The sequence below is a fragment of the Streptomyces atratus genome, assembly GCF_900119365.1.
In the GTDB taxonomy this organism is placed as follows: Bacteria; Actinomycetota; Actinomycetes; order Streptomycetales; family Streptomycetaceae; genus Streptomyces; species Streptomyces atratus_B.
This window is the reverse complement of record NZ_FPJO01000004.1, coordinates 286,428-309,169: the sequence shown is the minus strand read 5'-3', so window position 1 is coordinate 309,169 and position 22,742 is coordinate 286,428. Positions and strand designations below refer to the sequence as shown.

At 69.8% G+C, this 22,742-nt stretch carries 19 protein-coding genes, 1 tRNA gene and 3 pseudogenes; 12 read left to right on the top strand and 11 right to left on the bottom strand.

Going from position 1 to position 22,742, the window contains the following annotated elements; genetic code table 11:
* Positions 1-83: 83 nt before the first annotated feature.
* The 4 genes and pseudogenes from BT364_RS10350 to BT364_RS10335 form a co-directional block, all read left to right on the top strand.
* Positions 84-764 (top strand): annotated as a pseudogene (locus BT364_RS10350) (alpha/beta hydrolase); the annotation flags it as partial.
* Positions 765-884: 120 nt separating this feature from the next.
* Positions 885-958: transfer RNA gene (locus BT364_RS10345), tRNA-OTHER, on the top strand.
* Positions 959-1,224: 266 nt separating this feature from the next.
* On the top strand, positions 1,225-2,121 hold the full coding sequence (locus tag BT364_RS10340) for an RNA polymerase sigma-70 factor (protein ID WP_072484927.1): 897 nt from the start codon (positions 1,225-1,227) through the stop codon (positions 2,119-2,121).
* 96 nt (positions 2,122-2,217) lie between these two features.
* A complete protein-coding gene (locus tag BT364_RS10335) occupies positions 2,218-3,411 on the top strand; it encodes a hypothetical protein (protein WP_072484825.1) in 1,194 nt (397 codons plus the stop codon).
* 45 nt (positions 3,412-3,456) lie between these two features.
* On the opposite strand, the gene BT364_RS10330 is transcribed toward BT364_RS10335, so the two are convergent.
* Positions 3,457-3,657 (bottom strand): hypothetical protein, encoded by a 201-nt coding sequence (locus BT364_RS10330; RefSeq protein ID WP_256259675.1) that lies wholly within the window; start codon positions 3,655-3,657, stop codon positions 3,457-3,459.
* A gap of 144 nt (positions 3,658-3,801) precedes the next feature.
* Positions 3,802-4,839 carry an AI-2E family transporter gene (locus BT364_RS10325; protein ID WP_072484926.1) on the bottom strand — a complete coding sequence of 346 codons (1,038 nt, stop codon included), beginning with the start codon at positions 4,837-4,839 and terminating at the stop codon, positions 3,802-3,804.
* 745 nt (positions 4,840-5,584) lie between these two features.
* On the opposite strand from BT364_RS10325, the gene BT364_RS10320 reads away from it, so the two are divergent.
* On the top strand, positions 5,585-6,898 hold the full coding sequence (locus BT364_RS10320) for a phosphatase PAP2 family protein (protein ID WP_371268555.1): 1,314 nt from the start codon (positions 5,585-5,587) through the stop codon (positions 6,896-6,898).
* Between the two features lie 307 nt (positions 6,899-7,205).
* Here BT364_RS10320 and BT364_RS42225 read toward each other — a convergent pair whose 3' ends face one another.
* Positions 7,206-7,376, bottom strand: coding sequence for a hypothetical protein (locus tag BT364_RS42225; protein WP_218172413.1), 171 nt, complete (start codon positions 7,374-7,376; stop codon positions 7,206-7,208).
* Between the two features lie 479 nt (positions 7,377-7,855).
* On the opposite strand from BT364_RS42225, the gene BT364_RS10310 reads away from it, so the two are divergent.
* Complete coding sequence (locus BT364_RS10310; protein WP_072484823.1) at positions 7,856-8,323, top strand: DUF3592 domain-containing protein; 468 nt, start codon at positions 7,856-7,858, stop codon at positions 8,321-8,323.
* A 39-nt stretch (positions 8,324-8,362) separates the two neighbouring features.
* Here the strand turns inward: BT364_RS10310 and BT364_RS10305 are convergent, their stop codons facing one another.
* The 3 genes and pseudogenes from BT364_RS10305 to BT364_RS10290 form a co-directional block, all read right to left on the bottom strand.
* The gene (locus tag BT364_RS10305; RefSeq protein WP_072484925.1) at positions 8,363-9,244 is read right to left on the bottom strand and encodes an alpha/beta fold hydrolase; all 882 of its coding nucleotides are present in this window, start codon (positions 9,242-9,244) and stop codon (positions 8,363-8,365) included.
* A 134-nt stretch (positions 9,245-9,378) separates the two neighbouring features.
* A complete protein-coding gene (locus BT364_RS10300; protein WP_079179382.1) occupies positions 9,379-9,873 on the bottom strand; it encodes a nucleotidyltransferase domain-containing protein in 495 nt (164 codons plus the stop codon).
* A gap of 472 nt (positions 9,874-10,345) precedes the next feature.
* Positions 10,346-10,846: pseudogene (locus BT364_RS10290) on the bottom strand (response regulator); the annotation flags it as partial.
* Between the two features lie 17 nt (positions 10,847-10,863).
* Here BT364_RS10290 and BT364_RS41430 point away from each other — a divergent pair.
* Positions 10,864-11,031: a hypothetical protein gene (locus BT364_RS41430; protein ID WP_177328067.1), complete on the top strand. Its 168-nt coding sequence runs from the start codon at positions 10,864-10,866 to the stop codon at positions 11,029-11,031.
* A gap of 109 nt (positions 11,032-11,140) precedes the next feature.
* Here BT364_RS41430 and BT364_RS10285 read toward each other — a convergent pair whose 3' ends face one another.
* Positions 11,141-11,665 (bottom strand): hypothetical protein, encoded by a 525-nt coding sequence (locus tag BT364_RS10285; protein WP_072484821.1) that lies wholly within the window; start codon positions 11,663-11,665, stop codon positions 11,141-11,143.
* Between the two features lie 153 nt (positions 11,666-11,818).
* On the opposite strand from BT364_RS10285, the gene BT364_RS10280 reads away from it, so the two are divergent.
* From BT364_RS10280 to BT364_RS10275, 3 genes are all read left to right on the top strand, one after another.
* Positions 11,819-12,934, top strand: a complete 1,116-nt coding sequence (locus tag BT364_RS10280) for a glycosyltransferase (protein WP_072484820.1) — start codon at positions 11,819-11,821, stop codon at positions 12,932-12,934.
* Positions 12,935-13,166: 232 nt separating this feature from the next.
* Entirely contained in the window at positions 13,167-13,319 is a 153-nt protein-coding gene (locus tag BT364_RS41425; RefSeq protein ID WP_177328080.1) for a hypothetical protein, read from the top strand.
* Positions 13,320-13,330: 11 nt separating this feature from the next.
* Positions 13,331-14,281 (top strand): peptidoglycan recognition protein family protein, encoded by a 951-nt coding sequence (locus BT364_RS10275; RefSeq protein ID WP_079179381.1) that lies wholly within the window; start codon positions 13,331-13,333, stop codon positions 14,279-14,281.
* Between the two features lie 106 nt (positions 14,282-14,387).
* Here the strand turns inward: BT364_RS10275 and BT364_RS10270 are convergent, their stop codons facing one another.
* Entirely contained in the window at positions 14,388-14,969 is a 582-nt protein-coding gene (locus BT364_RS10270; protein WP_143166469.1) for a CGNR zinc finger domain-containing protein, read from the bottom strand.
* A 141-nt stretch (positions 14,970-15,110) separates the two neighbouring features.
* Between BT364_RS10270 and BT364_RS44105 the strand changes: the two are divergent.
* Both BT364_RS44105 and BT364_RS10265 read left to right on the top strand, forming a co-directional pair.
* Positions 15,111-15,685 (top strand): annotated as a pseudogene (locus BT364_RS44105) (FAD-dependent monooxygenase); the annotation flags it as partial.
* A gap of 50 nt (positions 15,686-15,735) precedes the next feature.
* On the top strand, positions 15,736-16,692 hold the full coding sequence (locus BT364_RS10265) for an FAD-dependent monooxygenase (RefSeq protein WP_177328079.1): 957 nt from the start codon (positions 15,736-15,738) through the stop codon (positions 16,690-16,692).
* A 165-nt stretch (positions 16,693-16,857) separates the two neighbouring features.
* On the opposite strand, the gene BT364_RS10260 is transcribed toward BT364_RS10265, so the two are convergent.
* From BT364_RS10260 to BT364_RS44100, 3 genes are all read right to left on the bottom strand, one after another.
* Complete coding sequence (locus BT364_RS10260; protein WP_072484818.1) at positions 16,858-19,791, bottom strand: hypothetical protein; 2,934 nt, start codon at positions 19,789-19,791, stop codon at positions 16,858-16,860.
* Between the two features lie 545 nt (positions 19,792-20,336).
* Complete coding sequence (locus tag BT364_RS10255; protein ID WP_072484817.1) at positions 20,337-22,442, bottom strand: hypothetical protein; 2,106 nt, start codon at positions 22,440-22,442, stop codon at positions 20,337-20,339.
* 113 nt (positions 22,443-22,555) lie between these two features.
* Complete coding sequence (locus tag BT364_RS44100) at positions 22,556-22,741, bottom strand: winged helix DNA-binding protein (protein WP_371268553.1); 186 nt, start codon at positions 22,739-22,741, stop codon at positions 22,556-22,558.
* Position 22,742 lies beyond the last annotated feature (1 nt).

Below are 22,742 nucleotides of genomic sequence, written 5' to 3'. Positions count from 1 at the left end.
GTCGCGGCTTCCGCCGTACGCCCCGACGGCATGTCCCTTGGCCGACTAGGACCACTGACGTACGCGCACGGTACTGCCCAGAGGTGCTCGCCACGATCAACCGCGTCGTCGCGGCCTCCGCGCGCCACCCGCTGACCGTCGGCACCGGTGCGGACACGTTCCGGCTCGACGACACCCAGGTGCCCTTCGTGGTCTTCTCCGGGACCGCGGACGACACCGATGAGGCGCGGGCTGCGGCCGGCGAGCAGATGTCCGCACTCGCCAGGGCCGCAGCAGTCCGGCCCACCCGGCTGTCGCCGCAGTTCGCCGCGATGCTGCGCGGTGCACTCACCGACGAGGGGTCACGCAACGGCAGTGTGCAGTCCGCGATCCTCTGCGGCGATGTGTCCGTGCCGCGCGACCCCGAGAGGTACTGGCGGGACATCGAACGCAGCCGGGCCGCACACTCGTTGTTCGGCCCTCTCACCAACAACATCGGGCCGTGCGCCTTCTGGGACCGGCCTCGTGAGAAGCCCACCCAGGTGCGCCATGACACGCCGGCACTGATCGTGGCCGCCACCGGCGACCCGCGTACCCCGTACACGGGCAGTGCGGCACTGCACAGGTTGCTGCCGAGCTCCAGGCTGCTCACCCTCAAGGGCGCCAACCGGCACGCTATCTACGGCCAGTACGGCAACGCCTGCGTGGACGATGCGGTCAACCGGTACCTGGCCACCGGAAAGCTGCCCGCGCGGGACCGGACCTGTCTGAAGCAGGGTCACTGACGCCCCTGTGCCGCATCGAGCGGTCTCCGGCCCAGGGCACGGGCACTGATCGAGCCGTCGCCTCCTTCGACAATTCAGGAGCGAGGGAGTGCGGGAAACTTATATGATCACCAGCGGGATGGGGCTCGTAGCGCAGTGGTCGTCGCGCCTTCACCGCGTGTGGGAGGACGCCGGTTCGAATCCGGTCGGCCCCATCCCGTCCCCCAAATCACAGCTGATCAGGGTCCGTTTTCGGCCACCGGGCCAAGAATGCGACTGACCGGAAGCCGGGACGGCGGTGGGATCAGGCGGCGGAGATGCACCAGTCGGCGACGTTGCCTGTGCGGTTGTAGAAGGCGTTGGTGTCCAGACAGCTGCCGGCCGAGTAGCAGTTGCTCACAAGGAACGAGGACTTGCTGTGGACACACCTTCGAAGGCCGTCGGCGACCAGGGACCGGGCGCGACGAAGGGGGGCCGGGGCATGAACGGCCGGGCCACCGACCCGGCGACCGAGGCCTTCGTCGCCCACCGCGATCTGCTCTTCACCGTCGCCTACGAGATACTCGGATCGGCGGCCGACGCCGAGGACGTCCTCCAGGAGACCTGGCTGCGGTGGATCGAGGTCGATCTTGCCCAGGTGCTCGACCACCGCGCCTATCCGGTGCGGATCACGACCCGGCAGGCGCTCAACCGGCTGCGCACCTTGAAGCGCCGCAAGGAGGCGTACGTCGGCCCCTGGCTGCCCGAGCCGCTGCTCACCACGCCGGACGTGGCCCAGGACGTCGACCTCGCCGAGAGTGTCTCGATGGCGATGATGCTCGTCCTCGAGACGCTTTCGCCGACCGAGCGCGCCGTCTTCGTGCTGCGCGAGGTCTTCGAGGTCGACTACGACGACATCGCAGCCGCCGTCGACAAGAGCCCCGCGGCCGTCCGTCAGATCGCGCACCGCGCCCGCAAGCACGTCGATGACCGCCGCCCTCGCAAGGCGGTCTCCCCGAGCGAGGCCCGGGCGGCCGTGGAGTCGTTCCGGCGCGTACTCAAGACCGGAGACCTCCAGGGCCTCCTTGACGTGCTCGCCCCTGATGTCGTCCTCGTGGGCGACGGCGGAGGCATCAAGCAGGCAGCGCTGCGGCCGACCGTCGGCGCCGACAAGGTGGCGCGCTACATGCTCGGCGGCATCGGCAAGAACAAGCTTTCGATCGCGTTCGCTCCCACCGTGGTCAACGGCAATCCGGCACTCCTGGTGCACCTGGACGGCGAGATCGATGGTGTCCTGGCGATCCGTGTCGAGGACAACCGCATCAACGGCCTCTACTACGTCCGCAACCCCGAGAAACTGAACCACGTCGACTCCGAGACCCCGCTCACCGTGCGATGAATACGGGCGGTGGAACAGTCACTTGGCCGGCCACGCGCCGGACGGGAGTTCGCCGCTGATTACGTTCACGGGCCGGGCAGCGGCTACCGTGCTGTTGTGGTGATCAACGGGGAGGACATCGGATCCGGGACCGCGCTGCTGATCGCGGCGGCCCCGGCCGGCAAGGGCTGTCTCATCGACGCGACCGGCGTCCTGCCGGCGCTCGCCGCGGTCCCGCCCAGCGTCCTGGCCGGCGCGACGGCGGCCACCATCGTCGAACTCGCCGACCCGACCGACCCGCAGACCGTCCTCACCCGCATCCGCGCGGCGGCGGCCGCACCCGGCCCGCTCACCCTCTACATAGCCGGTCAGCTCCATCTCGACCACAAGCAGCGCCTGATCCACCTCGCACTCGCCCGGACGACCACGCCGACCACGCTGCGCTACACCGCGCTGCCCTGGCACTGGCTGGCCAGCGAACTCAAGCTGCGCCGACCGGGCTCCACCACCGTCGTCGTCGACATGGTCGCCGCTCCGGAAGCCTGGCAGCAGCTCCGTGCCGAGGGTCTCGTTCTCGGTTATGGGATCCGCGTGTACGGCCGGATCGTTCCGCCACCGCCCCGCCGCCGGATCGCGGAACCGGCCTATCTGAAGGCCTTCGCCACCGCTTGGCGCAGCGGCCTCAACCCACCGCTCGCCCGGCTCCACGAACAGGCCGCCGCCCAGGTCGGCCCCGCCGACGCGCTCTTCCTGTCCATCGGTGACTCGTCCGTCCCCTCCCCCGCGCCGCCTGTCCAGGTGCCGGGGCTGCCCCACCAGCCGCCTGCTCCGGCCACGGAGAACACCGGGGCGGCAGCCGAGGAGGATCCGCTGCCCGCGATTCTCGCCGCGGCCCACGCGGGGCGGCACAGCGAGGCCGCATCGCTCGCGGCCATATGGGAGGGGTGGGCTCTGCGTACCTACGGCACGGGCTCCGTGCAGGCCATCCACTGGCTGGAGGTCCGCGCGGACCTCGCTCGCCTGGCCGACGATCCGGCACGGAGCTGCGAGCTGTGGATGGCTGCCGCCGACGCCCGCCTCGCCCGGCAACAGCCGCCGGACGACCCGGCCGTGGAGAGCGCCGTGGACCGCGCCCACCATCAGTGGCAGCAGCTTCGCGACCCGCAGCGGGCCCGGGAACTCGGCCCGCCCCTGGACGCCTTGCGCCACCACGTGCCCGGCCGGCGCCCCGGAGCGGTCGAAGCCGTCCGGCACCGGCTGGAACTGCTGAACACCACGCCCCCGGCGGCATCCCGAGGCGCGGCACCCTGACGGCCCAGGGCCCTCGAACCGTCTCCGGGAGAACGCCGGGAACCCTCACTCCTTGACCGCGCCCGCGTTGGCGCCGCTGACGAAGTAGCGCTGGAAGCAGAAGAAGAGTGCGGCCACCGGAAGGGTGGACAGCAGCGCCGCCGCGAGTTTCAGCGGATACTGCGTTCCACCGCCGAGTCCGCCGGAGACGAAGCGGGCCAGGCCTGTGGTGAGTGACTCGTACTTCCCGAACCGTTCGCCGGCCATGGAGCGGCCACCGATGCCCGCCCCTCGGCCTATCCCGCTTCGTGCCGCCCGCAGGCCTGGGCGGCGGCCTCGTCCGTAATGGTCCTCCAGGCGCTGCTGGAGCGGGCCGGGGCGGTACCGCGCCTCTCCCCCCGCGCACGACGCTCAGTCCTGCGCGGGCGTGGTTTCGCCTGCCCGGCGCAGTGCCTGACGGACCGACCAGAGGACCGACACCAGCGGCACGGCCACCACCGCTCCGAGCACGCCCGCCGCGATGGCGCCGCCGATCACCGAGAGCGCGACCACGACCGGGTGGAGCCGGACCGCCCAGCCCATCACGAGCGGGTGGAGCAGATGGCCTTCGATCTGGCCGATGACCACGATCAGGACGAGGACGACGGCCGCCACGATCGGGCCCTTCGCCGCCAGGGCCACCACGGACGCGATCGCGAGGGCGATCGGTGAGCCGATCAACGGGACGAAGGCGGCGAAGAACTCCAGCAGCGCCAGAGGAAGGGCCAGCGGCACTCCGAGGGCGAACAGGGCCAGTCCCACGAACACGGCATTGGTCCCCGCCACCAGGATGATGCCGCGGGTGTAGCCGGTGAACGTACGCCAGGCTGCCCGGCCCGCGATCGCCATCCGGTCCCGGGCCTTCTCCGTGAGCTGATCGCAGAACCAGTCCCACTGCCGGTCGCCGGAGTGAATGAAGAAGACCGAGCAGAACAGCGCCAGAACGAACACCGTCACCACCTCGACCAGTCGGCCCACACCGCTGACGGCCGTGCTGATGAGGGCGGAGCGATGGCTGGACAGGTACTGCCCGATCCGCGTCTGGAGGTCGTCGAGCGTCCTCGGATTCAGCCGGAACGGCGGCCCCTCCAGCCAGTGCTCGATCCGGACCAGGCCGTCGCCGAACTCCCTTTCCAGCCCGGCGCGTTCTCCGGCGACCGCCTCGCCGACGAGCGTCAGGACGCCGAGGACGAGGACGATACTGCCGAGCAGCGCCACGGTGACGGCGACCGGCCGCGGCATCGGACGGGCCAGCAGATCCGCGACCGGGCGCAGCACCGCGGTCACGACCAGGCCGAGGAAGACGGCTACCGCCACCTCGTGGAACCGCCCCAGCGCCGCGAAGACCGCGTACACGACGGCGCCCACCACAAGGATCCGCCAGGCGTAGGCGGCAGCCACCTGGAGCATGGGGTTCACGCGTGGCGTGTACCGCGGGCCGGGCGGCGCCTGTCGCGCGCCCGCGTTCCGGGCCGCGGGGCCGGTCATGCCGCGCAGCGCCCGGCGTGACGCGGCGCGGATCCGGTGCCGTCGTCCTTCGGAGGGTGCGCCGGGGTCCGTATGGTCGGGCTGCGGATGCGAGGGCCTGGGCATTCCCTGCTGGTACCAGGAGGATCCACACCTTTCCGGACACCCGGGCCGACATGCGCAGGATGTCACCCCACGGGCGGAGCCACCGGTCGCCGGAAGCCCCGCGCGCGGGGGGCCGGCTTCCGTGTTGCCGTGGCTCCCACCGGCTTCGTCAGCGAAAGAAATCCGTTCGCCGCGTCGGACAGGGATGTCGACGGTGCGCCAACGCCCCTTCCCGGGCTGCCGGCTCACGGCCTTCCGTACCCGCTTCAGGGCTGCCGGGGCGCCCGTACCGCCCGCCTTTGATGCCCGCCGATGGCATTCGAGAGTTCGATGGCCATCACCGAGGCACCGAACCATCGGGCCAGGGCCAACGGTTCGCCGCACCAGCCGTGACCAGTAAACCCACCCACACCACTCCGATAGCATGTTCGAACTCGCGACGAGCGCCCTAATCGCCCGTCATTCACCGGAAATCCACGCCATCCGGCACGAAGAGTGACCCATTAAGCCAACATCTAACAAATCGGCCAAACAATTGATACCTAGAGCATCGCGGGTGTTTTCGCGAATAGACCGCAAAACCATCTTCGCCGCGTGGCGTCAACCGCGGGCGATACTGTGGACCGCGGCAGCGGTGGTAACCCTCGGATTCCTGATCGCACTGGAGATCGCCGCACGTCACTACGGCCTACCGGGGCCGATGACCACCCAGGTACAAGAGGTGATAGTCGCCCCCAAATCGGGATTCCTGCTGTACGCCAGCATGGGACTGATGATGGTGGTGCTCACCTGGCGGCAACGGTTCATCTCGGTGGGTGTCGCTATCGGCATCGACCTCGTCATCTTTCTGGTGCGGTGGGCAGCCGACGCCAAGGTGACCGAAGGTCACCCCTTCGGCAACGGTGCGCTGTGGGTGATTCTGGGCTGGGCGGTCATCGCCGTCACGCGCCGCACAGGCCCGGAACGATTCCTGCTGCTGAAGGGTGCCGGGCTGGGCCTGCTGCTGGTGACCGGCCGCAAGACCGGCGACACCTGGCTGCTCATCACATCCAAGACCCGCACACAGGTGCTCGACCAGTACGTGGCGACCGCCGATCAGGCGCTGGGCAACCCGTCGTGGCTGGTGGGCCGGCTCGTCGATTCCACCGGTCCGATCGGCGCCCGTTTTCTCGACTACGTCTACGCCCAGCTCGCGGTGGCCGCGGTCGTCGTCACCGTCTACCAGCTACGTAAAGTGGCGGTCGAGCGCCGCTTCCCGGGCCATCATCTGGTGCGCACCTTCCTGGTCATCGGCCTGCTCGGGCCGGGCATCTACATGATCTTCCCGGTGGTCGGGCCGATCTTCGCCTACGGCGCCGACGGCGGGCACTGGGCGCTGGCCAACCTGTGGCCGGACACGCCGCCGCCGGTCAGCACCCCGCACCACATGCCGTTCGACGAGATCACCCCGCGCAACTGCATGCCCAGCCTGCACACCGCCTGGGCCACCGCGATCTTCATCCATTCCCGCAAGGGGCCGCGGTTCCTGCAATTCGCGGGCGCGCTCTGGCTGATCGCCACGCTCGCCGCGACGCTGGGCTTCGGCTACCACTACGGCGCGGACATCGTCGCGGGCGTGGTGTTCACGCTCACGATCGAGGCGGCGCTGCGCGCGCTCGATCGCGGCTGGGACCGGGCAGGAATCCAGCTGGTCGCCTACGGCACGGTGGTCTTCGCCGCGCTCCTGGTGTCCTACCGCTATCTGTCGATGCAGATGGCCGAATATCCGTGGGTGTTCGGACCACTGGTCATTCTGTCGATGGTCTCGGTGATTTATGGCTACGTACGGACCACCAGACTGTGGGAGCCGAAGGCCGCACCAGCTCGGCACCCGGATCCGCAACCCGAACTGGTCTGATCCGTGTTGCGTCAGGAGGCGCGCGAGTCCCGGGCGCGAATCGTGGGTCACGTACCTTCATCACGTGACCTCCGACCGCCAGGTCCGTGGAGCGCGCCTCCGCCCGTCACACCGGGGCGCAATGTCCGCCCAGGATCGCCCACGGAGCCAGGGGATCCCGCACTTCGTGCAGGGTCTCGCGGTCCGGGGTGAACCTGTTCCGTCTCCATTGATCTGGTCCGCAGGCCGGGGCTGCGGCCTGCGGACCAGATCGGTAGGACACCGGGATGCTCTCGCCCCTGCACAGTGGTGGTCCCGTTGCCCAGGCTCAGTCGGGCAGCTCGCCGTTGCCGCCGGGGTCGGCAACCATGCGACGCAGGACGTTGATCGTCGTGACGAAGTCGGCTGCGGGGATGCCTTCGTGCGTCTGGTGATGGACCCGCAGGTTGCCCTCCCTGGCCCGGAGGCGGCCGGCCTCACCTGCCTCGGTCGAGGTCATGGCCCCGTTCTCTTCGGTCAGCCATCCACGGGCGACGAGATCGTCGAAGACTCCGTCGAAGTCGATGCCGAGGTCCTCGTACTTGGCCAGTCGCCAGATCAGCGCGGCGCGGGTCCACCTTCCCGGCTCACCGGCGACATGGTTCAGCGTCCGTCAATGAGGCTGTGTGAGCTCCTCCACCGCCAACTGCTCGCGCAGAGCACCGACGACCAGCCGGTAGCTTTCCCCGCCGTCGCCGCACTGCGCGAGACCGGCATCCTCGTCGCCGCGGTCATCGCCACGTTGTTCTTCCGCGAACCCTTCGGGCGCCTGCGGCTGGTGGCCGGAGCAGTGGTGCCGGCCGGGGTCGGTCTCATGCAGGAGGAGGTGCGCCGGTCCGCCCGGGGCGGCGGGATGCCGACCGGCGCGCCTGGGATAGCGTCTCCCCCACTCCGAACAAGTGAGCCGGACAAGCGGGCCGGACAAGTGAGAAGGACGTCGTGCAGGTTCAGATACGTGGGCGGGGCGCCCGCTGGATCACATTCGCGTTGATCGCGTTCGGAACGCTGTTCCTCGTCATCGGGTTGGTCCTGGCGGGACTGTCCGTCGCGTTCCTGGCGGACGCGGAGCGCGCCCCGGGCACGGTGGTGGCGCTGGAATGGCGGAACGACCACAACGGCGCATCCCGCAAGAAGCGCGAGAACGACAAGCCCTCGGCGTACCCGGTGGTCGAGTTCACCTCGGCGGACGGCACGGCAAGGACGTTCCGGAGTTCGACGGGCTCCAATCCCCCGTCGTACGAGAGGGGGGAACGGGTCGAGGTGCTGTACCGCGCCGACTCCCCCGAGGACGCGCGGATCGACGGGTTCGCCTCGCTGTGGCTGCTGCCGCTGATCTTCGGTGGGGTCGGGCTGGTCATAGCGGGAACCGGGACGGCCATCGCGATGGCGGCGCGGCGGCGTTCCTAGGCCGGATGCCCAACGCGGATGACTCGGGTGACAGCCACGTCAGCCGGTATGCGAGTCCAAGGCGTCGATGATCTCGCCCCAGACTTCGCGGGGGCGGTCGTGCCCCATGTCCGGGATCAGCAAGAGCTTCGCTCCGGGCACCAGTTGGGCGGTGCGCTTCCCGCCACTGGGGTCGGTCAGGACGTCGTCCAGGCCATGAATCACCAGCGTCGGCACTCGAAGCTCGCGGAGCGCGTCGGCGCGTGATCCGCTGAGGGTCATTGCAGCGAGCTGCCGCCCGGCTCCGGCGGGGTAGTAGGCGCGGTCGTAACTCGCGGCAGCCAGCTCACGCAGGAGCGCCGGACTGCCGTACCTCTTCGAGGCCCACACCAGGTCCTTCTCCGCTGCTGCGATGTACCCCTCGCGATCCGTCGGCTTCGGGCTGAGGAGCACTGCTTGGGCCTCGGGACTGGTCTGGCCGTAGTCGGGCTCGCCGGTCGACGACATCATCGACGTCAGGGTCAGCACTCGCTCCGGATGACTGATGGCCATCGTCTGGGCGATCATGCCACCCATGGAGGATCCGACCACGTGAGCCCGTTCGATCCCGAGCGCGGTGAGCAGACCGAGGCCGTCGTCGGCCATGTCCTGCACGCTGTAGGGCGCCATCGCGAGAGCGGACGAGATGTCTCCCGCACTCACGGCGCTGGTGAACCGGCCCATGTCGACGGGGTGATCGTCGAACTTGGTGGACAGCCCGCAGTCGCGGTTGTCGTACCGGATCACATGGCGTCCGCGTCCCGCGAGCGCACGGCAGAAGTCCTCGTGCCAGGCGATCATCTGAGCGCTGAAACCCATCACGAGCAGGACAGCCGGATCAGAAGAATCACCGAACGTCTCGTACGCGATGGACACTCCGGGCGAGGTTTCAACAGTCGGCATGCTGAGAGTGTCCCAGCATCGCCCGTCTTCGCGCATCGGGGATTGGCAATGCTTGACCTGCGCGTTCGGCAGCGGCAGGTGCGACCCGCCACTGCTGAGCCCTGATCCGCGGTGCGCCGCAAGAAGTGACAACCTCACTCGGACCACTTGCGCCGTGCACGGGGTGCCGCCTCCAGACGGGCGATGTCCTCGGCGTCCTTGATTCGCCGGGGCCGGGACGGATCCCAGACGGGCATCATCCGCTTGATCTCGATCTGGGCCTGCGGACTGACAATCGCACACTCCAGACCACCGACGCGGCCGGGCCCGGCATCGAGCATTCCCTCGGGCCAGGGCGCACCGGCCCAGGGGCCGCCGGCAACCACCACACAGCCGGCCGCATCCCGGTCCAGGAGCGTGATACTGCTTTCCAGACCGTCCTTGACGAAGTCGAGCTGCAGGTCGGGCGGCGACCCCGGGACCGGTTTAAATCCGTGTTGCAGCAATTCTTCTGCCAGGTCCCCGGCATCGTCGGCCCAGGCGAACCAGTCGATGTCCTCGTGGTCTCGCGTGATCTCGCCGAGGCAGAAGTCCATGGCCCACCCACCGCGAAGCCACACCGGTGCTCCAAGAGCTCCGGCGACCTCCACCGACTCGGCGATCAGGCGGAGTTACCGATCAGCACGTCCCATATCCACAGCCAGGCAGGCTATCCGGCAACGGCTGCACCCAGCACATGATTTGTTCCCCGCAGAAAGGGGCGTGCTCGATTCACACATGGGATCCGCTCCGCCGAAATGGAGCCGTTGTTCGGCGGCGTCCCGGACGGCGAGGGCTTTGGTGACGGTGAGGCTGCCTTCGTAGACCGCGTAGCGGGTGACTCGCTGTTCCTTACCGGGCTGCCGACTGCCGCCGCCGACCTCGGCATGGGCGCGATCGTGTCCGCCGTACGGCTGAAGCTCATGGCCTCAGTGCCCGCCGAGTTGCGACTGCCCGAACTTCTCAGACTCGGCGCCGACGCCGAGATCCTCGCCCCGGCCGATCGGGCAGGGTCCGGCTCTACGAGAGACAGGGCCCGGACGTGGGCCAGATCGTCCAGCAGATCTGCGACACCTGTCGCCGCAGGTTGCCCGGCTGGTCGTCCACGATGAGGATCTTGGGCATGTCCTGGGGCTGCGGTGCGGCGGGCAGCGCGGCCGTGGATTTCTCGACGGCGTCCAGCTGACGTTCGAGCAGACTGCAGCGGTCCTCGGCTGCGGCACGCTGTGCATGTGCCTCGCGGAGCTCCGCCGCCAACCGCTCCACATCGAGCTGCAGCGAGTCGCGTTCCTGCAGAAGGCCGGAGACGTCGGGGTGGGCGGCCGCGAGCTCGTCCGCCCGCTTCCGCTCGGCACTCCGGTCGGCCTCCAACTGGCTGAGGCGCACTTCCAGGTCCGCGATGCGGTGCGTGCGGTCCAGCAGGGCGTCACCCAGGACGTCGCCGCGGACGCTTGACCGTCGGGAAACCCGGTCGGCGTCGGCCAATTGGCGGTTGAAGAAGGGAACTGCCAGCCCTGCGGCGGCAAGCCCCGCGAGCAGGCTCCGCGGCGCCCCCTCACCGGCGAGTGCGGTCAGCCCACCCACCGCTACGCCGGCGAGTAATGGACCGGCCGCTGCTGTCCCACCTGCTCGACGTCCGCCACCAGGGTCAGCGTCGCCTCCGCTTCCCGCCGGGCGGCCTCGCGCAGTGCACGGCCGCTGTCCCGGCCGACGATTTCGCCGCCCTCTACGCCCGCGACCGCGCCGGCTACCACCTCGAAACCACGTAGCCGGGTTCCGGCGGGCCTTCCGTGGGAAGTGGGCAAGTCTCTCCCGATCGGCGGACCAGAGCGGCGATGCGACGGGCTCACCGGCAAGCTGGACCACCGCACACGGCTCTCAGCGCTCCACGCCCCAGCGTCGCGCGAGTGCCTTCAGGCGTTCGAGTTCGCGTCGCGCTGCTGTCAGGTCGGCGAAGTCGAGTGCCATCCCGGCGCGGGCGGTGATGTAGATGATGTCCTGGCGGGTGGCGGCGTCGAGGCCGGGGGCGGCCTGGAGGCGTCGGCCCGTGACTCGCAGGTAGATCGCGACACTGTCCAGATCCTCGCGCAATTCCAGAGGCAGTACCTGCCGCAGTTCGTCCTTGGCGTAGTCGCGCGTCTGGCTGTCGGCCTCGCAGGGGCGAGCCGGCAAGGGAGCCCAACGAAGGCCGGCTTCCCGGGCGTCTTCGTACATGTCCGCCACCAGGGCACGCGCGCACGAGCGGTCCCCCTCCGCGGCGGCCGCGCGGGCCGACTCCAATGTCGAGCGCAGCCGCGCACTGACTTGTTGGTCCTCACCCGTATCGGCGTCCAAATACCCGGACCACACGTCGAACGCCTTGCCCAGCTCGGCGTCCAGCATGATCTCGTACGCGTCCAGCACTCCGCGGCCTCTCCCATCGGGCCGTCCCGGCATGGACGGCGGCGGTACACGATAAGACGGGCGTTGGGCACACTGCCCGCGAATTGTCGGGGCGGGCGGCGGCACGCCGCCGCCGTCCTTGACATTGCCCGTGCGTGGAGGCCCGATGTCCTGATGCGTGACGAGGTCGACTTCGGCACCGTGATCGCGGCCGAATCACTCGCGCTTCCCTGCGCAACTGTCCTCGTGCTCGCGGCCGGGGGCTTTCTGCGCAAGGAAGTCGTCGCCGAGCCGTTGCACGAGCTGCGATCCGCGTACGGCCTGCCGCCGGATCCCCGGCTTGCCGTGCTGGACCGGCACCCGGTCCTGTCGCCGTTCCCGCCGAACTTCCGAGACCCGCGCTTTCCCTTGCCGGCACACACCTTCTCGTTCCGGCCGACGGCCGCCGGTCCAGCCGACACCGCGCCGCGCACGCCTACCGTGTACTTCACCCTCGGCACCGTGGACAACACCACCGACCTGTTCTCCCGGGTCCTGACCGGACTCCGAGAACTTCCCGTGAACGTGGTCGTGACCGTCGGCGAGCGCGTCGACCCCGCAAACCTCGGGCCGCTGCCAGACCACGTTCGGGTCGAACAGTTCGTTCCGCAGGAGCTCCTTCTGCCGCAGTGCGACCTGGTCGTCTCACACGGAGGCTCCGGCAGCCTCATGGGAGCGCTCGCCCACGGCCTGCCGTCGGTCCTGATCTTTCTGGGTTCGGACCAGCCGTACAACGCGCGGCGGTGCGTCGAACTCGGTACCGCCCAGGTTCTGGATCCGGTCACCGTCACCCCGGAGGAGGTGCGCACGACGGTATCGGCCGTGCTGGCCGACGGTGGCTACCGCCGCTCCGCCGAGCGGGTCCGAAAGGAGATCAACGCGCTCCCGGTACCCGAACAGACGATTCCCCCTGCTCGAAGCGTTCCACTGATCAACGGGCAGCGTCAGAAATCAGACAGTCAGTCGAATCCCCGGCCGGGCGAAACCGTTCGGCATCGTTCAAGATCGTGGGACCATGTACGGCATGACGACGAACCGAAGGGTCCATGCCGCGTAGACGGCCAGGACTCATCCGCGCCGACATCTCCCGCCACCGGACGCCAGATGCGAAGCCCGTCGTCATCGACGGCTTGTTCTCGTGCACCTCGGAGCGCCCGCGAACTCCGCCCGGTTGTCGGCCGGTTCGACGCCGCCTGGGACCGGGCGACTGCTCATTTGCGCGTGCGCGGGGCGCTGTGGTCCTCGCGGTAGAGGCTCGCGGCAAGGGCGACCGGCCCACTCGCCAGACGTACAGGATCCACTGCTGTCGGCCCCGGCCCCGGCGCCTCCTCGCCGACACCGATGGGAGATCGGCATCGGCTTGTGCGCTGCTCGCAGGTCGTGCGCACTGCCGGCCACTCGGCCGAGTCCGGGTGTCATTGCGGGGGTATGGAACTCCTATGAACCGGACGTCACCGCGACCCGTCGCACCATCACGCGGAAGGTGGCGAACGGTACGAAGTACAAGGTGTCGGCGGCGAACAGTACACGGCGCGGTCCGGAGTTGTGGGTGGAAGCGGTCGAACCGGTCGACGGCAGCACGAACAACGGTTTCACCGGCAAGGGCCGCCGCAACGTCTCGTACACCTCGGGCTGAAAGGGAAAAGAATGGCTACTCCTCTGTCCGCCTCTGCGGTCCTCAAGGCGCTGCGCGCCGAGGGCGTGCGTGTGGTCGAGGTCGGCAACTGGCGTACCCACAACCGCAACTCGAAGGGTCCCTGGGGCCCGGTCAACGGCAGCATCGTGCATCACACCGTGACCAAGGGCACCGCAGCGACGGTCCGGATGGTCCGCGACGGCTATCCCGACCTGCCCGGTCCGCTGTGCCACGGGATGATCGCGAAGAACGGCCAGGTGCACATGGTCGGCTGGGGCCGCGCGAATCACGCCGGCGGCGGTGACCCCAAGGTGCTGGAGCAGGTCATAGCCGAGTCGTACGGCTCCCGGCCGACTCCGCCCACCCGCGGCAACAGCGACGGGGTCGACGGCAACGCGCGGTTCTACGGGTGGGAGTGCGAGAACCTCGGCGACGGCAAGGATCCCTGGCCGGCCGCCCAGTACGACGCGATCGTCCGCGTGCAGGCCGCGCTGTGCCGGGCGCACAAATGGTCGGCGAAGTCCGTGATCGGCCACCTGGAGTGGTCCAACGACAAGATCGACCCCCGTGGTTTCACCATGGCCAAGCTCCGCACCGACGTCTCCGAGCGACTCAAGCACCCCGCGAGCTGGAACCCCGGCTCCGACCACGAGGAGGACCCCATGGCTGGAATCACCAAGCGCGACATCTTCGACGCCGTGTGGAAGACCGACGCGATCGGCGGCCCGACGGACGCGGCGGACCATTCGACGAACCCGACATGGCAGCCGCAGTCCATCCTGAAGGACATGCAGGCCCGCATCCGGTCCATGGACAAGCGGATGGCCGCCCAGACCGCCGCGATCACCGCGCTCGCCGGTCACGTCGGCACGGGCGCCGATTCGGAGACCATCGTCGCCGCGGTCAATGCCGCGATCGAGCGGGCCGTCGTCGATGTCGACGGCGATAGGACAGGAGACTGAAGCCCACAACAGCGCTTTGGCCGGGCCTCAGTTCGACGGACCCCCGTTGAGCTGGGGCCCGTGGCGTGTCCGGCACCCCAGGGCCGGCACCCACGCCGAAGTGGTTCTACCTGCCCCGCTGGGCTCGGTGCGAGGCCACCCGGACCCGGGTTGCGCAGCGAGGGGTGCAGTAGCGCTGGGGAGTGCGGCGGCCGGTGTCGATGAAGTAGTGGTGGCAGTCGGGTGCGGCGCACTGCCCCCAGGCGCACCGGCCACGTTCGCTGAGCCAGAGCCCGAGGGCCAGGGCGGTGGTGGACAGGAGCCAGTGGGTGGGGTCGGCGCTGTGGGGCGCTTTGTTGTGGAGGGACCAGGGGCGGCCGGGGAGCCGAACCAGGCAGGGCCGGGCGGGATGCTCGTCGAGGAGGGTGTTGATCGCCTCGGCCGCCCGGTCCTCGTCGCTCATTGCCAGGATGTCGATCAGGAGGACGGCCGCTTCGCACATCCGCCGGGCATCGGACTCGGTGAGCACGAACGGCGGTCCGCCGTGACGCTCCAGGAGGGCTTGGAGCGCCGCCGCGCTCACCTCGCTGTCGTCCTGGACGGTGTTGGCCAGTTCGGCGATGAAGTGGAGGCCACGGGGGTTGGCCCCGGCCAGGTCTTCTGTCATGGGCTTCGCCTTCTCCAGGTGGGTTCGTCCAGCGTGCAGCACTCCCCCATTGTAACGTCAAAATGAATAAATGAACGTTACGGTTGGTGATTGCCGGTCGGGCCGCTCTCGATCCACCTCGTGGCAGGCCGCTCCGACGTCGACCCTGATCAGCCGTGAACCGCCCGCCCCCATGGAGAGCACATGCATTCTCCGACGACTACTCCCGTACTCATCGTGGGTGGCGGACCGGTGGGTCTGACCCTGTCGAACCTGCTGTCCCGGTACGGCGTGGACCACCTGCTGGCCGAAGCCCGTCCGGACACCTCCCGCATCCCAAGGCCCGCGGGGTCTCCGCCCGCTCGATGGAGATCTTCCGACGCTGCGGACTCGAAGACGAGGTCCGCGCCGCCGGCCTGCCGGCCTCCCAGGTTCTCTTCTACCGGGGCAGGGATCTGATCGACCCGGACTTCGTACGCAGCGGCGTTGCCCACGATGCGGCGGACGGCGACGTGAGCACGCCGTCGCCGGGCATGATCTGTTCCCAGGACGCGCTGGAGCCGGTCCTGTTGCGGCGGGCCCGCGAGTCGGCGGCCGACCGGATCCGGTTCGGCGTGCGCCTGCTGTGCTTCACCGAGGACGAGGAAGGCGTGCGCGCCGTGCTGGAGGACCGCACCGGCGGCGAGCAGCACACCGTGCGTGCCGAGTGGCTCGTCGGCTGCGACGGTGCTGCCAGTACGGTCCGTGCCGGTGCGGGTATCGGGATGGACGGTCCGACGGGGCTGGGCCACTTTTTCTCAGCGTCCGCTTCGAGGCGACGCTCGGCGAAGTGGTGGCCGACCGGGCGAGCGCGTCGTACTTCCTCACCCCACCCGGCCGGGGCGGCTTCATGGCGGTGGACAACGACCGCCACTGGATCTACCAGTACCCCTTCGACCCCGCCGGCCGGCTTGGGGACGAGGACCTCACCGACCGGAAGCACCTTGAGGACCTCGTCCGGGCCGCGGCCGGCATCCCGGACCTGGAGGTGACCGTCCGCGACACCATGGTCTGGCGCATGGACGCCCGGCTGGCGTCCGCCTACCGCAGCGGACGCGTCCTGCTGGCCGGAGATGCGGCCCACGTCATCCCTCCGACCGGCGGGCACGGCATGAACACCGGGATCGGCGACGTGGACAACCTCGCCTGGAAACTCGCCGCCGTCACGTCCGGCCGCGCCACCCCGGCACTGCTGGACAGCTACCAGGCCGAACGCCGCCCGGTGGCCCGGCAGGTCATCGACGTGTCCACCGACAACGCCGGTGCCCGTGCCGGCTACCGCATCGACGACGAACTGCTGCTCAGCGCCGCCTACCGCTCCACCGCCGTCATCCCCGACCCCGGCACTCCGATCCGGCCGCCGTTGGACGTCTCCGGCTACCGCCCGAGCGGTGACCCCGGACGCCGCGCCCCGCACACACGGATCAGCGGACCGCCCGGGATCACCTCCACCCTGGACCTCATCGGCCCCGACTTCACCCTGATCACCGCGGCGGACACCCCGGCCTGGCAGCAGCAGGCCGACGCCGCCACAGCGGCGGCCGGCACCCCCGTCACCGTCCACCAACTCGTCGGCGGCCGGCTGCGTGAGGAACACCCCGGGTCCTTCAACCGGTTGTGCGCCCTGCCCGCCGCCGGAGCCGTGCTGGTCCGCCCCGACGGCCACATCGCCTGGCGCGCCGCCTCCCCGTCCGCCGAACCGGACCTCCTTCACGCCCTTCAGCGCATCCTCACCGGCGTCCGGTAGCTCCCAACCACACAAGGGAAGTCGGGGCGAGGCGGCGCGGACCGGGCCGGGGCAGTCATGATGCGTTAACCCCGCGAAGGCCGCGCCGCTTCCCTCACCAATACGCGTCTAGCCGGCTACCCGCCCGTCCCAGCAGACAAGAGTGGGCCGACAGGAATGGGCCGGTCAGGCGGTGATCTCGACCAACTCGACGCCGCTGTACGCCGGTACCCCGTCACGGGTGACCACGGCGCGGACCGTCGCCCAGCCGGAAGTACCGCCCTGCTTCGGTGCGAGCCACACGCTGCCGTCGGCGTCCGTGTCCAGGCGCGCGATCGGCCCGCCGTCGAGCTCCCACGTGACGTCCGCGCCGGTCAGGTCGACCGGCGAACCGTCCCACGCGGCGAGAGCCAGCGCCGCCCTGGTGGTGCCGCCCGCCGGAAGTTCGGCCGGCGTGGCGGTGAGCCGGAGGTCGGCGTGCACCGCGTCGGACCGGTACCCCGCCAGATCCGCCGGATACCAGGCGAGCTCGCGCACGAACCGGCCGTTCTCCCAGCGCGCGAGGTAACCGGGCCGGTGGTGCGCGTCGTCGATCAGCGCATACGTCGGGGTGCCGTGCTCGCCGGCGACGAATCCGTGCGGTGCGACGGTCACCGTGCCCAGGCTCCCGGGCAGCTGCAAAGCGCGTGGCTGGAGATCGTGGCTGGCGACGATCTCCACGCCGCCGTCGAACGCCGTCCGCGACACCTTCAGGTCCTCGGTGAGGTACCGGAACGCCGTCATCGCCCGCCCGAAGTACCGGCCGGCAACCCGCTTCTGTACGAGTGACAGCCCCTTGAGCAGCTCGAATCCCCGACCCGCCCTGAAGTCCGCCGCCATGTGCTGTGCCTGGTAGTGCAGGTTGAGGCCGAATGCCAGCGCCCAGCTCAGGTTCTCGGTCGTGTCGACGCCGCGGTCGAGGTTGTGCGGGTAGAAAGCGACCTTGTCGTGCATGACGGCCGTACCCAACGGCCACTGCTGCACGACGACACCGTTGCGGTTGGGGCCGTCGTACGTACCGGCCCGGTCGCGCTGCATGGTGTTGAGGTAGAAGCCGAGGCTCGACGCGAGGCTCTGGAAGAGCCGGTCGCCGCCGACCCCCTCGGTGCCGATCGGCAGGATCGCGGCGGACTGCTCCGTCTGCTCCACCAGCTCCTCGCAGTACGCGTACGGCGGTGCGCAGAAGTCGGCCGCGTAGTCGTACTCCCGGCGTGCGATCTCGTCCTGGAACATCATGTCCATTCCGTACGTGTCGCGGAATGTGCGGAGCTGATCGAGGATCAGCGCCCGGGGCGCCTTCCGCCAGCCGCCGATGAGATATCCGAGGTTGTTGGTGTGCGTCTTGGTGACCAGCTTGCCGTGCCCGTCGCGGATCCCGATCCGCTCGACGCCGCCGAGCGCCGCGACCGCCCGGCTGTCGGGGTGCCACCACGTCGGGTTGGTGTACGCGCTGGCGTAGTGACCGCGGTCGTGGATGGTGTCGATGAGCCGCTGGAACTCCGCCGGGCCGCCGAGATAGTCGAAGGTGAGGAAGTCCGGGTAGTGGTGATCGTGCTGCCCGTCGGAGTAGTAGCTGGCGAGTTCGACACTGTACGGGCCCCCTGGCACTGCCTTCAGGTAGTCGAACGCCACCTCCGGCCGGCCTGTCGCCGAGGCATCGCCGGTCGGCTGCCAGAGGTCCACCTTGAGGTGCACCGAATCGGCCAGCCCGGCGCGCAGGCCCGGGGCGAGCTTGTCCGTCAGGCCGCGCCAGGAGTTCATCCTGTTGTCGGCCCGGTACGCCGCGAACACGTCGAAGGCACTGCTTCCGGCCGCCAGCCGGGTCGCGGGAAGCGCCTCCGACCCCCCAGGGGCGATCCAGGCGTCGACGCGGTGCATCAACCCGGTCAACGCCTCGCTACGGGCCCGGGTGCCCACGAATCCGAACTGTGTCGGGCGGTAGGGCTTCACGCTCGCGGGCTGTACGGAGTAGACGCCGAGAGCGGAGTCGTCCTCCTCGAACAGGATGAGGTCGTGGGTCGCGGTCGGCATGCCGTAGTTGGCGTAGAAACCGCCGGCGAGAACCGAGCGTGTGTGGGCGAGGCCGCCCCACTTCGGCGCGATACCGAGCATGGTGCCGTCGGCAGGTATGACCCGGTGGGCCACCTCGGGACAGGCGACCCTCAGGATGGGCCGGGACCAGAGGTTCCGTATGGCTGTCGGGCGCAACTCCAGGCTTCCCGCGCGGAGTCGAACCGTCAGGTCTGCGGCGAAGAACCCCGGTACGGTAAGACTGACCGCGGCCTCGTCGGCGGCGACCCGGGTGACGTCGGCCTCGGCCTCGTCGGAGAACACACCGGTGCCGTTGTCGTAGTACACGGCGAGCGGCAGCACACCGGGGGACTGGACCCTGCCGCCGGACGTCCAGTCGAGCAGCCGGCCGCGAACGTCGACGAGGACGCGGTCCGCGCCGCTGCTCAGCTCCAGCGCACCGGCCCGGCTCCAGGTGGACACCGGCCCGCCGTCGCCGACCACCTCCACGGAGTCCACGTCGAACACGAACGGATCGGCCGACTGCTTGTCGTCGGGGAAGAAGACGAGCACAAGGCGGCGCAGCGGGTAGGTGAGCTTGCCGTCGCCCGCCCCGCTCCACGTCATCCGGGACAGTCGCTGCGGCTCGAACGTCACGCGTGTCCGCCCGTCGAAGCCGGCCGGGTCGATCCGGCTGGCGAGTGTGCCCCACTCCTCGTTGTCCTGGTCGAAGATCTTCAGCCAGAGATTGCCCTGCTTCGGTGCGGCCCCGGTGAGCCATACCGAAACGCGGGCGAGGTGCGGCTCGTACGGGCTCGGGAACGCCACCGAGAATTCGCTGTACTTGCCGGTCATGGTGACACGCGCCTGCCCCTCTGTGCCCGTTGCCCCGACCGTCGTTCCGTACACCGTGGTCGGCGGCAGATCGTGCTGCACACCGTCGACGACCAGGCTCACGGTCGCGGCCGCGTCGTCACCGGAGAGCGGCGCGGCGGAGGCCTGCCCGGCGACTACGGGCACAGCGGGCACGGACACGGCAGCGGTTCCGGCAAGGAAGGTGCGGCGTTTCATGAGTACGCTCCGGCGTCGTCTCGATGGGAACAGCGTGTGCGCACCGTATGGCTCTGCCATTAACGCGTCAATACCCTTGCCACACCTGACAGTTGGCCAATGATTTAACGCATTAAACAATGAGGGCAAGGCGGCACTCCCGACGGGATCCAGTGGCCTTCGCCTGTTCACCAGGTGAAACACACCCTCGACCGGCCGACTTCGCCGCCGGTCTCCGGGCGCACCCGGTGCGCTGACGACCCGTGAACTCGGGGCCGTCGAGATCGCGGCAGTCCACGACCCCGACGGCAATCGGATCACACTGATCGGGGCCGTGGGCCGCTGCCTCCTCCCTAGGCCCTGTCGTCAAACTGCCGTCGTCGCCCGGAGGGCGGCCGCGCGGCGCCTGGTGCCTGCGATCGCGAGGCGCCGGAATGGTCTCGGATGGAGTCTCCCCTGCTCGAACGCAGTTGAGAGCCCGGGGAAGGAGCTACTAGGGCATTTCGGCGACGCCGCGAGCGTGCGTGCCAGGCGCCGCGCGGCAGACGGCAGTTTGACGACCGGGCCTAGCGGTCTCCGCACTCCACGAGCACGGCGCGGCCGTGTCGCAGGAGTTGCTCGTCGTTGGCGCACCGGTAGCGGATCCGGCCCCTGCCGCCCGTGTTGTCGTAGCGCCGGGCAGCAGCCAGCTCCTGGCGGAGCGTCGGGACGGCGGGGGCGGCCGACGGTCCCATCTGCGCCCATACCTCGGCCACGTCGGGGCGATTGTCCCGGTGCTCCGACCAGGCGTGCAGCAGCGCGGGCATGGACTCCTCCGGGTCCCTCCCCACCTGCCACAGCGCCACCGCGAGGGTGCCCGCGACCCAGCCGCCGTTGTCCCCGGGCAACTCCCGGAGTCTGCGCAGGTCGGGCAGCAGCTCGGCCGCCTCGGCGCCCATGCGGGCGATCGTCCGGAGCGCGTCGTACCGCTGGAACCAGCGCTCCGCCGCGAGGCCCTTGGACAGCACGGACAACACGACGTCCTTCTCGCCCCCTGCCGACCACAGCGCGGCAGCCACGTCGACGCGGTGGCCCGGATCTCTTTCCTGGGCGAGTTCCCGCAGCTCCGGCAGTGCCTCCCGCGCCGTCGCACCGAGCCGTGGCAGTGCCCGTGCCACGGCAGCCCGCACTCTGGTCCCTCTGCGCCCGGGGGCCCGCAGGAGGCGGAGGACCGGCTCCACCACCTCGGCCGGGCGGACGGCGGCCACGGCATCCAGCAGGAATCCGGTGCGTTCGGGCTGCTCCTCAGGGTCGATCAGGGACAGCCGCCGGACCAGCACGGGCAGCAGCGCCGCGGCCTCGTCCGGGCCCATCCGGACGATCCAGCCGCCCAGTTCCTCCGGCACATGCCCGAACCGCAGGACCTCGACGAGCCCGGGTACGGCGCGTGCGTCCCCCTGCGCCGCGAGCGCGCTGAGCGCCGCCCCGTAGGAGGTCTCGTTCCACTGTGCCTGGGTGGGATGGTCCGGCCCGGCCGCCACCCGGCCGGCCAGTGAATCGGCCGCCGGAGCGCCGATGGCGTACAGCCACTGAAGCTCTCCGGCCGCCCAGCGGACGATGCGGGGTTCGGCTTCCCGGAGCTGCTCGCCCAGGAGCCGTACGGACTCCTCGTGCGGGCCCCGCCATCCGGACAGGAGCAGGCCGCTCATGTCGATCGCCTCGCGCCGCTGGCCCCAGTCGGGGCTGCGCAATTGGTCTTCCAGCAGCGCGAAGCGTTCGGCGACCCGGTCGTCCAGGGCGTAGTGCAGTTCCTTGAGCAGGTCGGTCGCCCAGGGGGCCTTCACCGAGCCTCGATGCGATGCTTCGAGCCGACGCAGATACGAGATCATCGTCGGTGTCTCCGGGGCGGGCGCCGCGTCCTCGCGGGCCGTGCCCTCTTCCTCCGCCTCCCGTGCCTCCCGCATCACGTCGATGGCCATCTCCACGGTGCGCTGCGGCAGCCGGCCCGGAGCGCAGCGCGCGAGCTGCGTCAGGGCCGCCAGCAGCAGCCCCGGGTCGTCGGTCCGGCCGGGGGCGGGGAGGGTGAGGACGGTCAGGGTCTCCTCCGCCCGCTGTGCGAGCTCCTGGTTGCGGACGGCCAGTTCCCCCAGCGCCGTTGCCATCGCCCGCAGCACACGCGGGTCCGGCTCGGTCGTGATGCGCCGGTGCAGTACCGCGAGCACCGCTTCCGGGTCGTCGTGCAACTGCACCAGTGCACCCGGGAGTTCCTTGCGCAGACTCGCGTCCGGGTCGTCGAGGAGGTCCAGCAGCAGTCCACTGCGCGCCCGGGTGTCCGATTCCGCCCTGGCGAAGTTGCGGGCCCAGGCCTCGTACTCCTCCTCGTCGTCGGACCAGAAGTCCATCTCCTCCATGTCGCGGCCGTCGCCGTCGATGCTGCGGAGCAGGTCGACTATCTCGCCCCGTCCCGGCAGGCCGGCTGTCGTGACCAGTTCGAACAGGAACGGGATGCACGCGACCGTGCTGTCGTACACGTCCCCCTGGTGGTGCACCGCACCGTGCATGCCGTCGAGCGCGATCTCCCGTTCGGCCCGGTCGGCGGATGCCAGTCCCCGCAGCAGGCGCGGCACGTCGGATGCGTCGCCGTACGCATGGTTCATGGACGCCCAGTCGAGGTCATCGATCCCTGTGAACATGATCGCAAGTCTGCCCGATGCCACTGACAGCGGCGGCCGGGCCCGGGACGACCCATGCGTGCGCGCGGGCGACTTGACAGCGACTGCCGTGCGGGGATCGTCCGGGGCGCGGGTCAGCCAGTCGTGACGGGCCTCCCGGTCGCCCTCGGCGCGTTCACGGCCGGGGCGGTGAGGGTGACGTGCTGCTTGCGGCCGCCCTCGGGATCGGGGTGGCGTTCCACGAGCCCGAGGCGTGCGAGCGACGCGACGGTGGTGGCGCGAGGCTTCGTACGGGGGGATCTGAGCCGGCAGCCGTGGATA

What these genes read in the sequence shown, in the direction of transcription:
- BT364_RS42225 (WP_218172413.1), bottom strand. Translation starts at nt 7,376, where the DNA reads ATGACCTCGACCGAGGCAGGTGAGGCCGGCCGCCTCCGGGCCAGGGAG.
- BT364_RS10305 (WP_072484925.1), bottom strand. Translation starts at nt 9,244, where the DNA reads ATGCCGACTGTTGAAACCTCGCCCGGAGTGTCCATCGCGTACGAGACG.
- BT364_RS10325 (WP_072484926.1), bottom strand. Translation starts at nt 4,839, where the DNA reads ATGCTCCAGGTGGCTGCCGCCTACGCCTGGCGGATCCTTGTGGTGGGC.
- BT364_RS41430 (WP_177328067.1), top strand. Translation starts at nt 10,864, where the DNA reads ATGGACCGGCCGCTGCTGTCCCACCTGCTCGACGTCCGCCACCAGGGT.
- BT364_RS10280 (WP_072484820.1), top strand. Translation starts at nt 11,819, where the DNA reads ATGCGTGACGAGGTCGACTTCGGCACCGTGATCGCGGCCGAATCACTC.
- BT364_RS10275 (WP_079179381.1), top strand. Translation starts at nt 13,331, where the DNA reads ATGGCTACTCCTCTGTCCGCCTCTGCGGTCCTCAAGGCGCTGCGCGCC.
- BT364_RS10260 (WP_072484818.1), bottom strand. Translation starts at nt 19,791, where the DNA reads ATGAAACGCCGCACCTTCCTTGCCGGAACCGCTGCCGTGTCCGTGCCC.
- BT364_RS10330 (WP_256259675.1), bottom strand. Translation starts at nt 3,657, where the DNA reads ATGGCCGGCGAACGGTTCGGGAAGTACGAGTCACTCACCACAGGCCTG.
- BT364_RS10340 (WP_072484927.1), top strand. Translation starts at nt 1,225, where the DNA reads ATGAACGGCCGGGCCACCGACCCGGCGACCGAGGCCTTCGTCGCCCAC.
- BT364_RS10255 (WP_072484817.1), bottom strand. Translation starts at nt 22,442, where the DNA reads ATGTTCACAGGGATCGATGACCTCGACTGGGCGTCCATGAACCATGCG.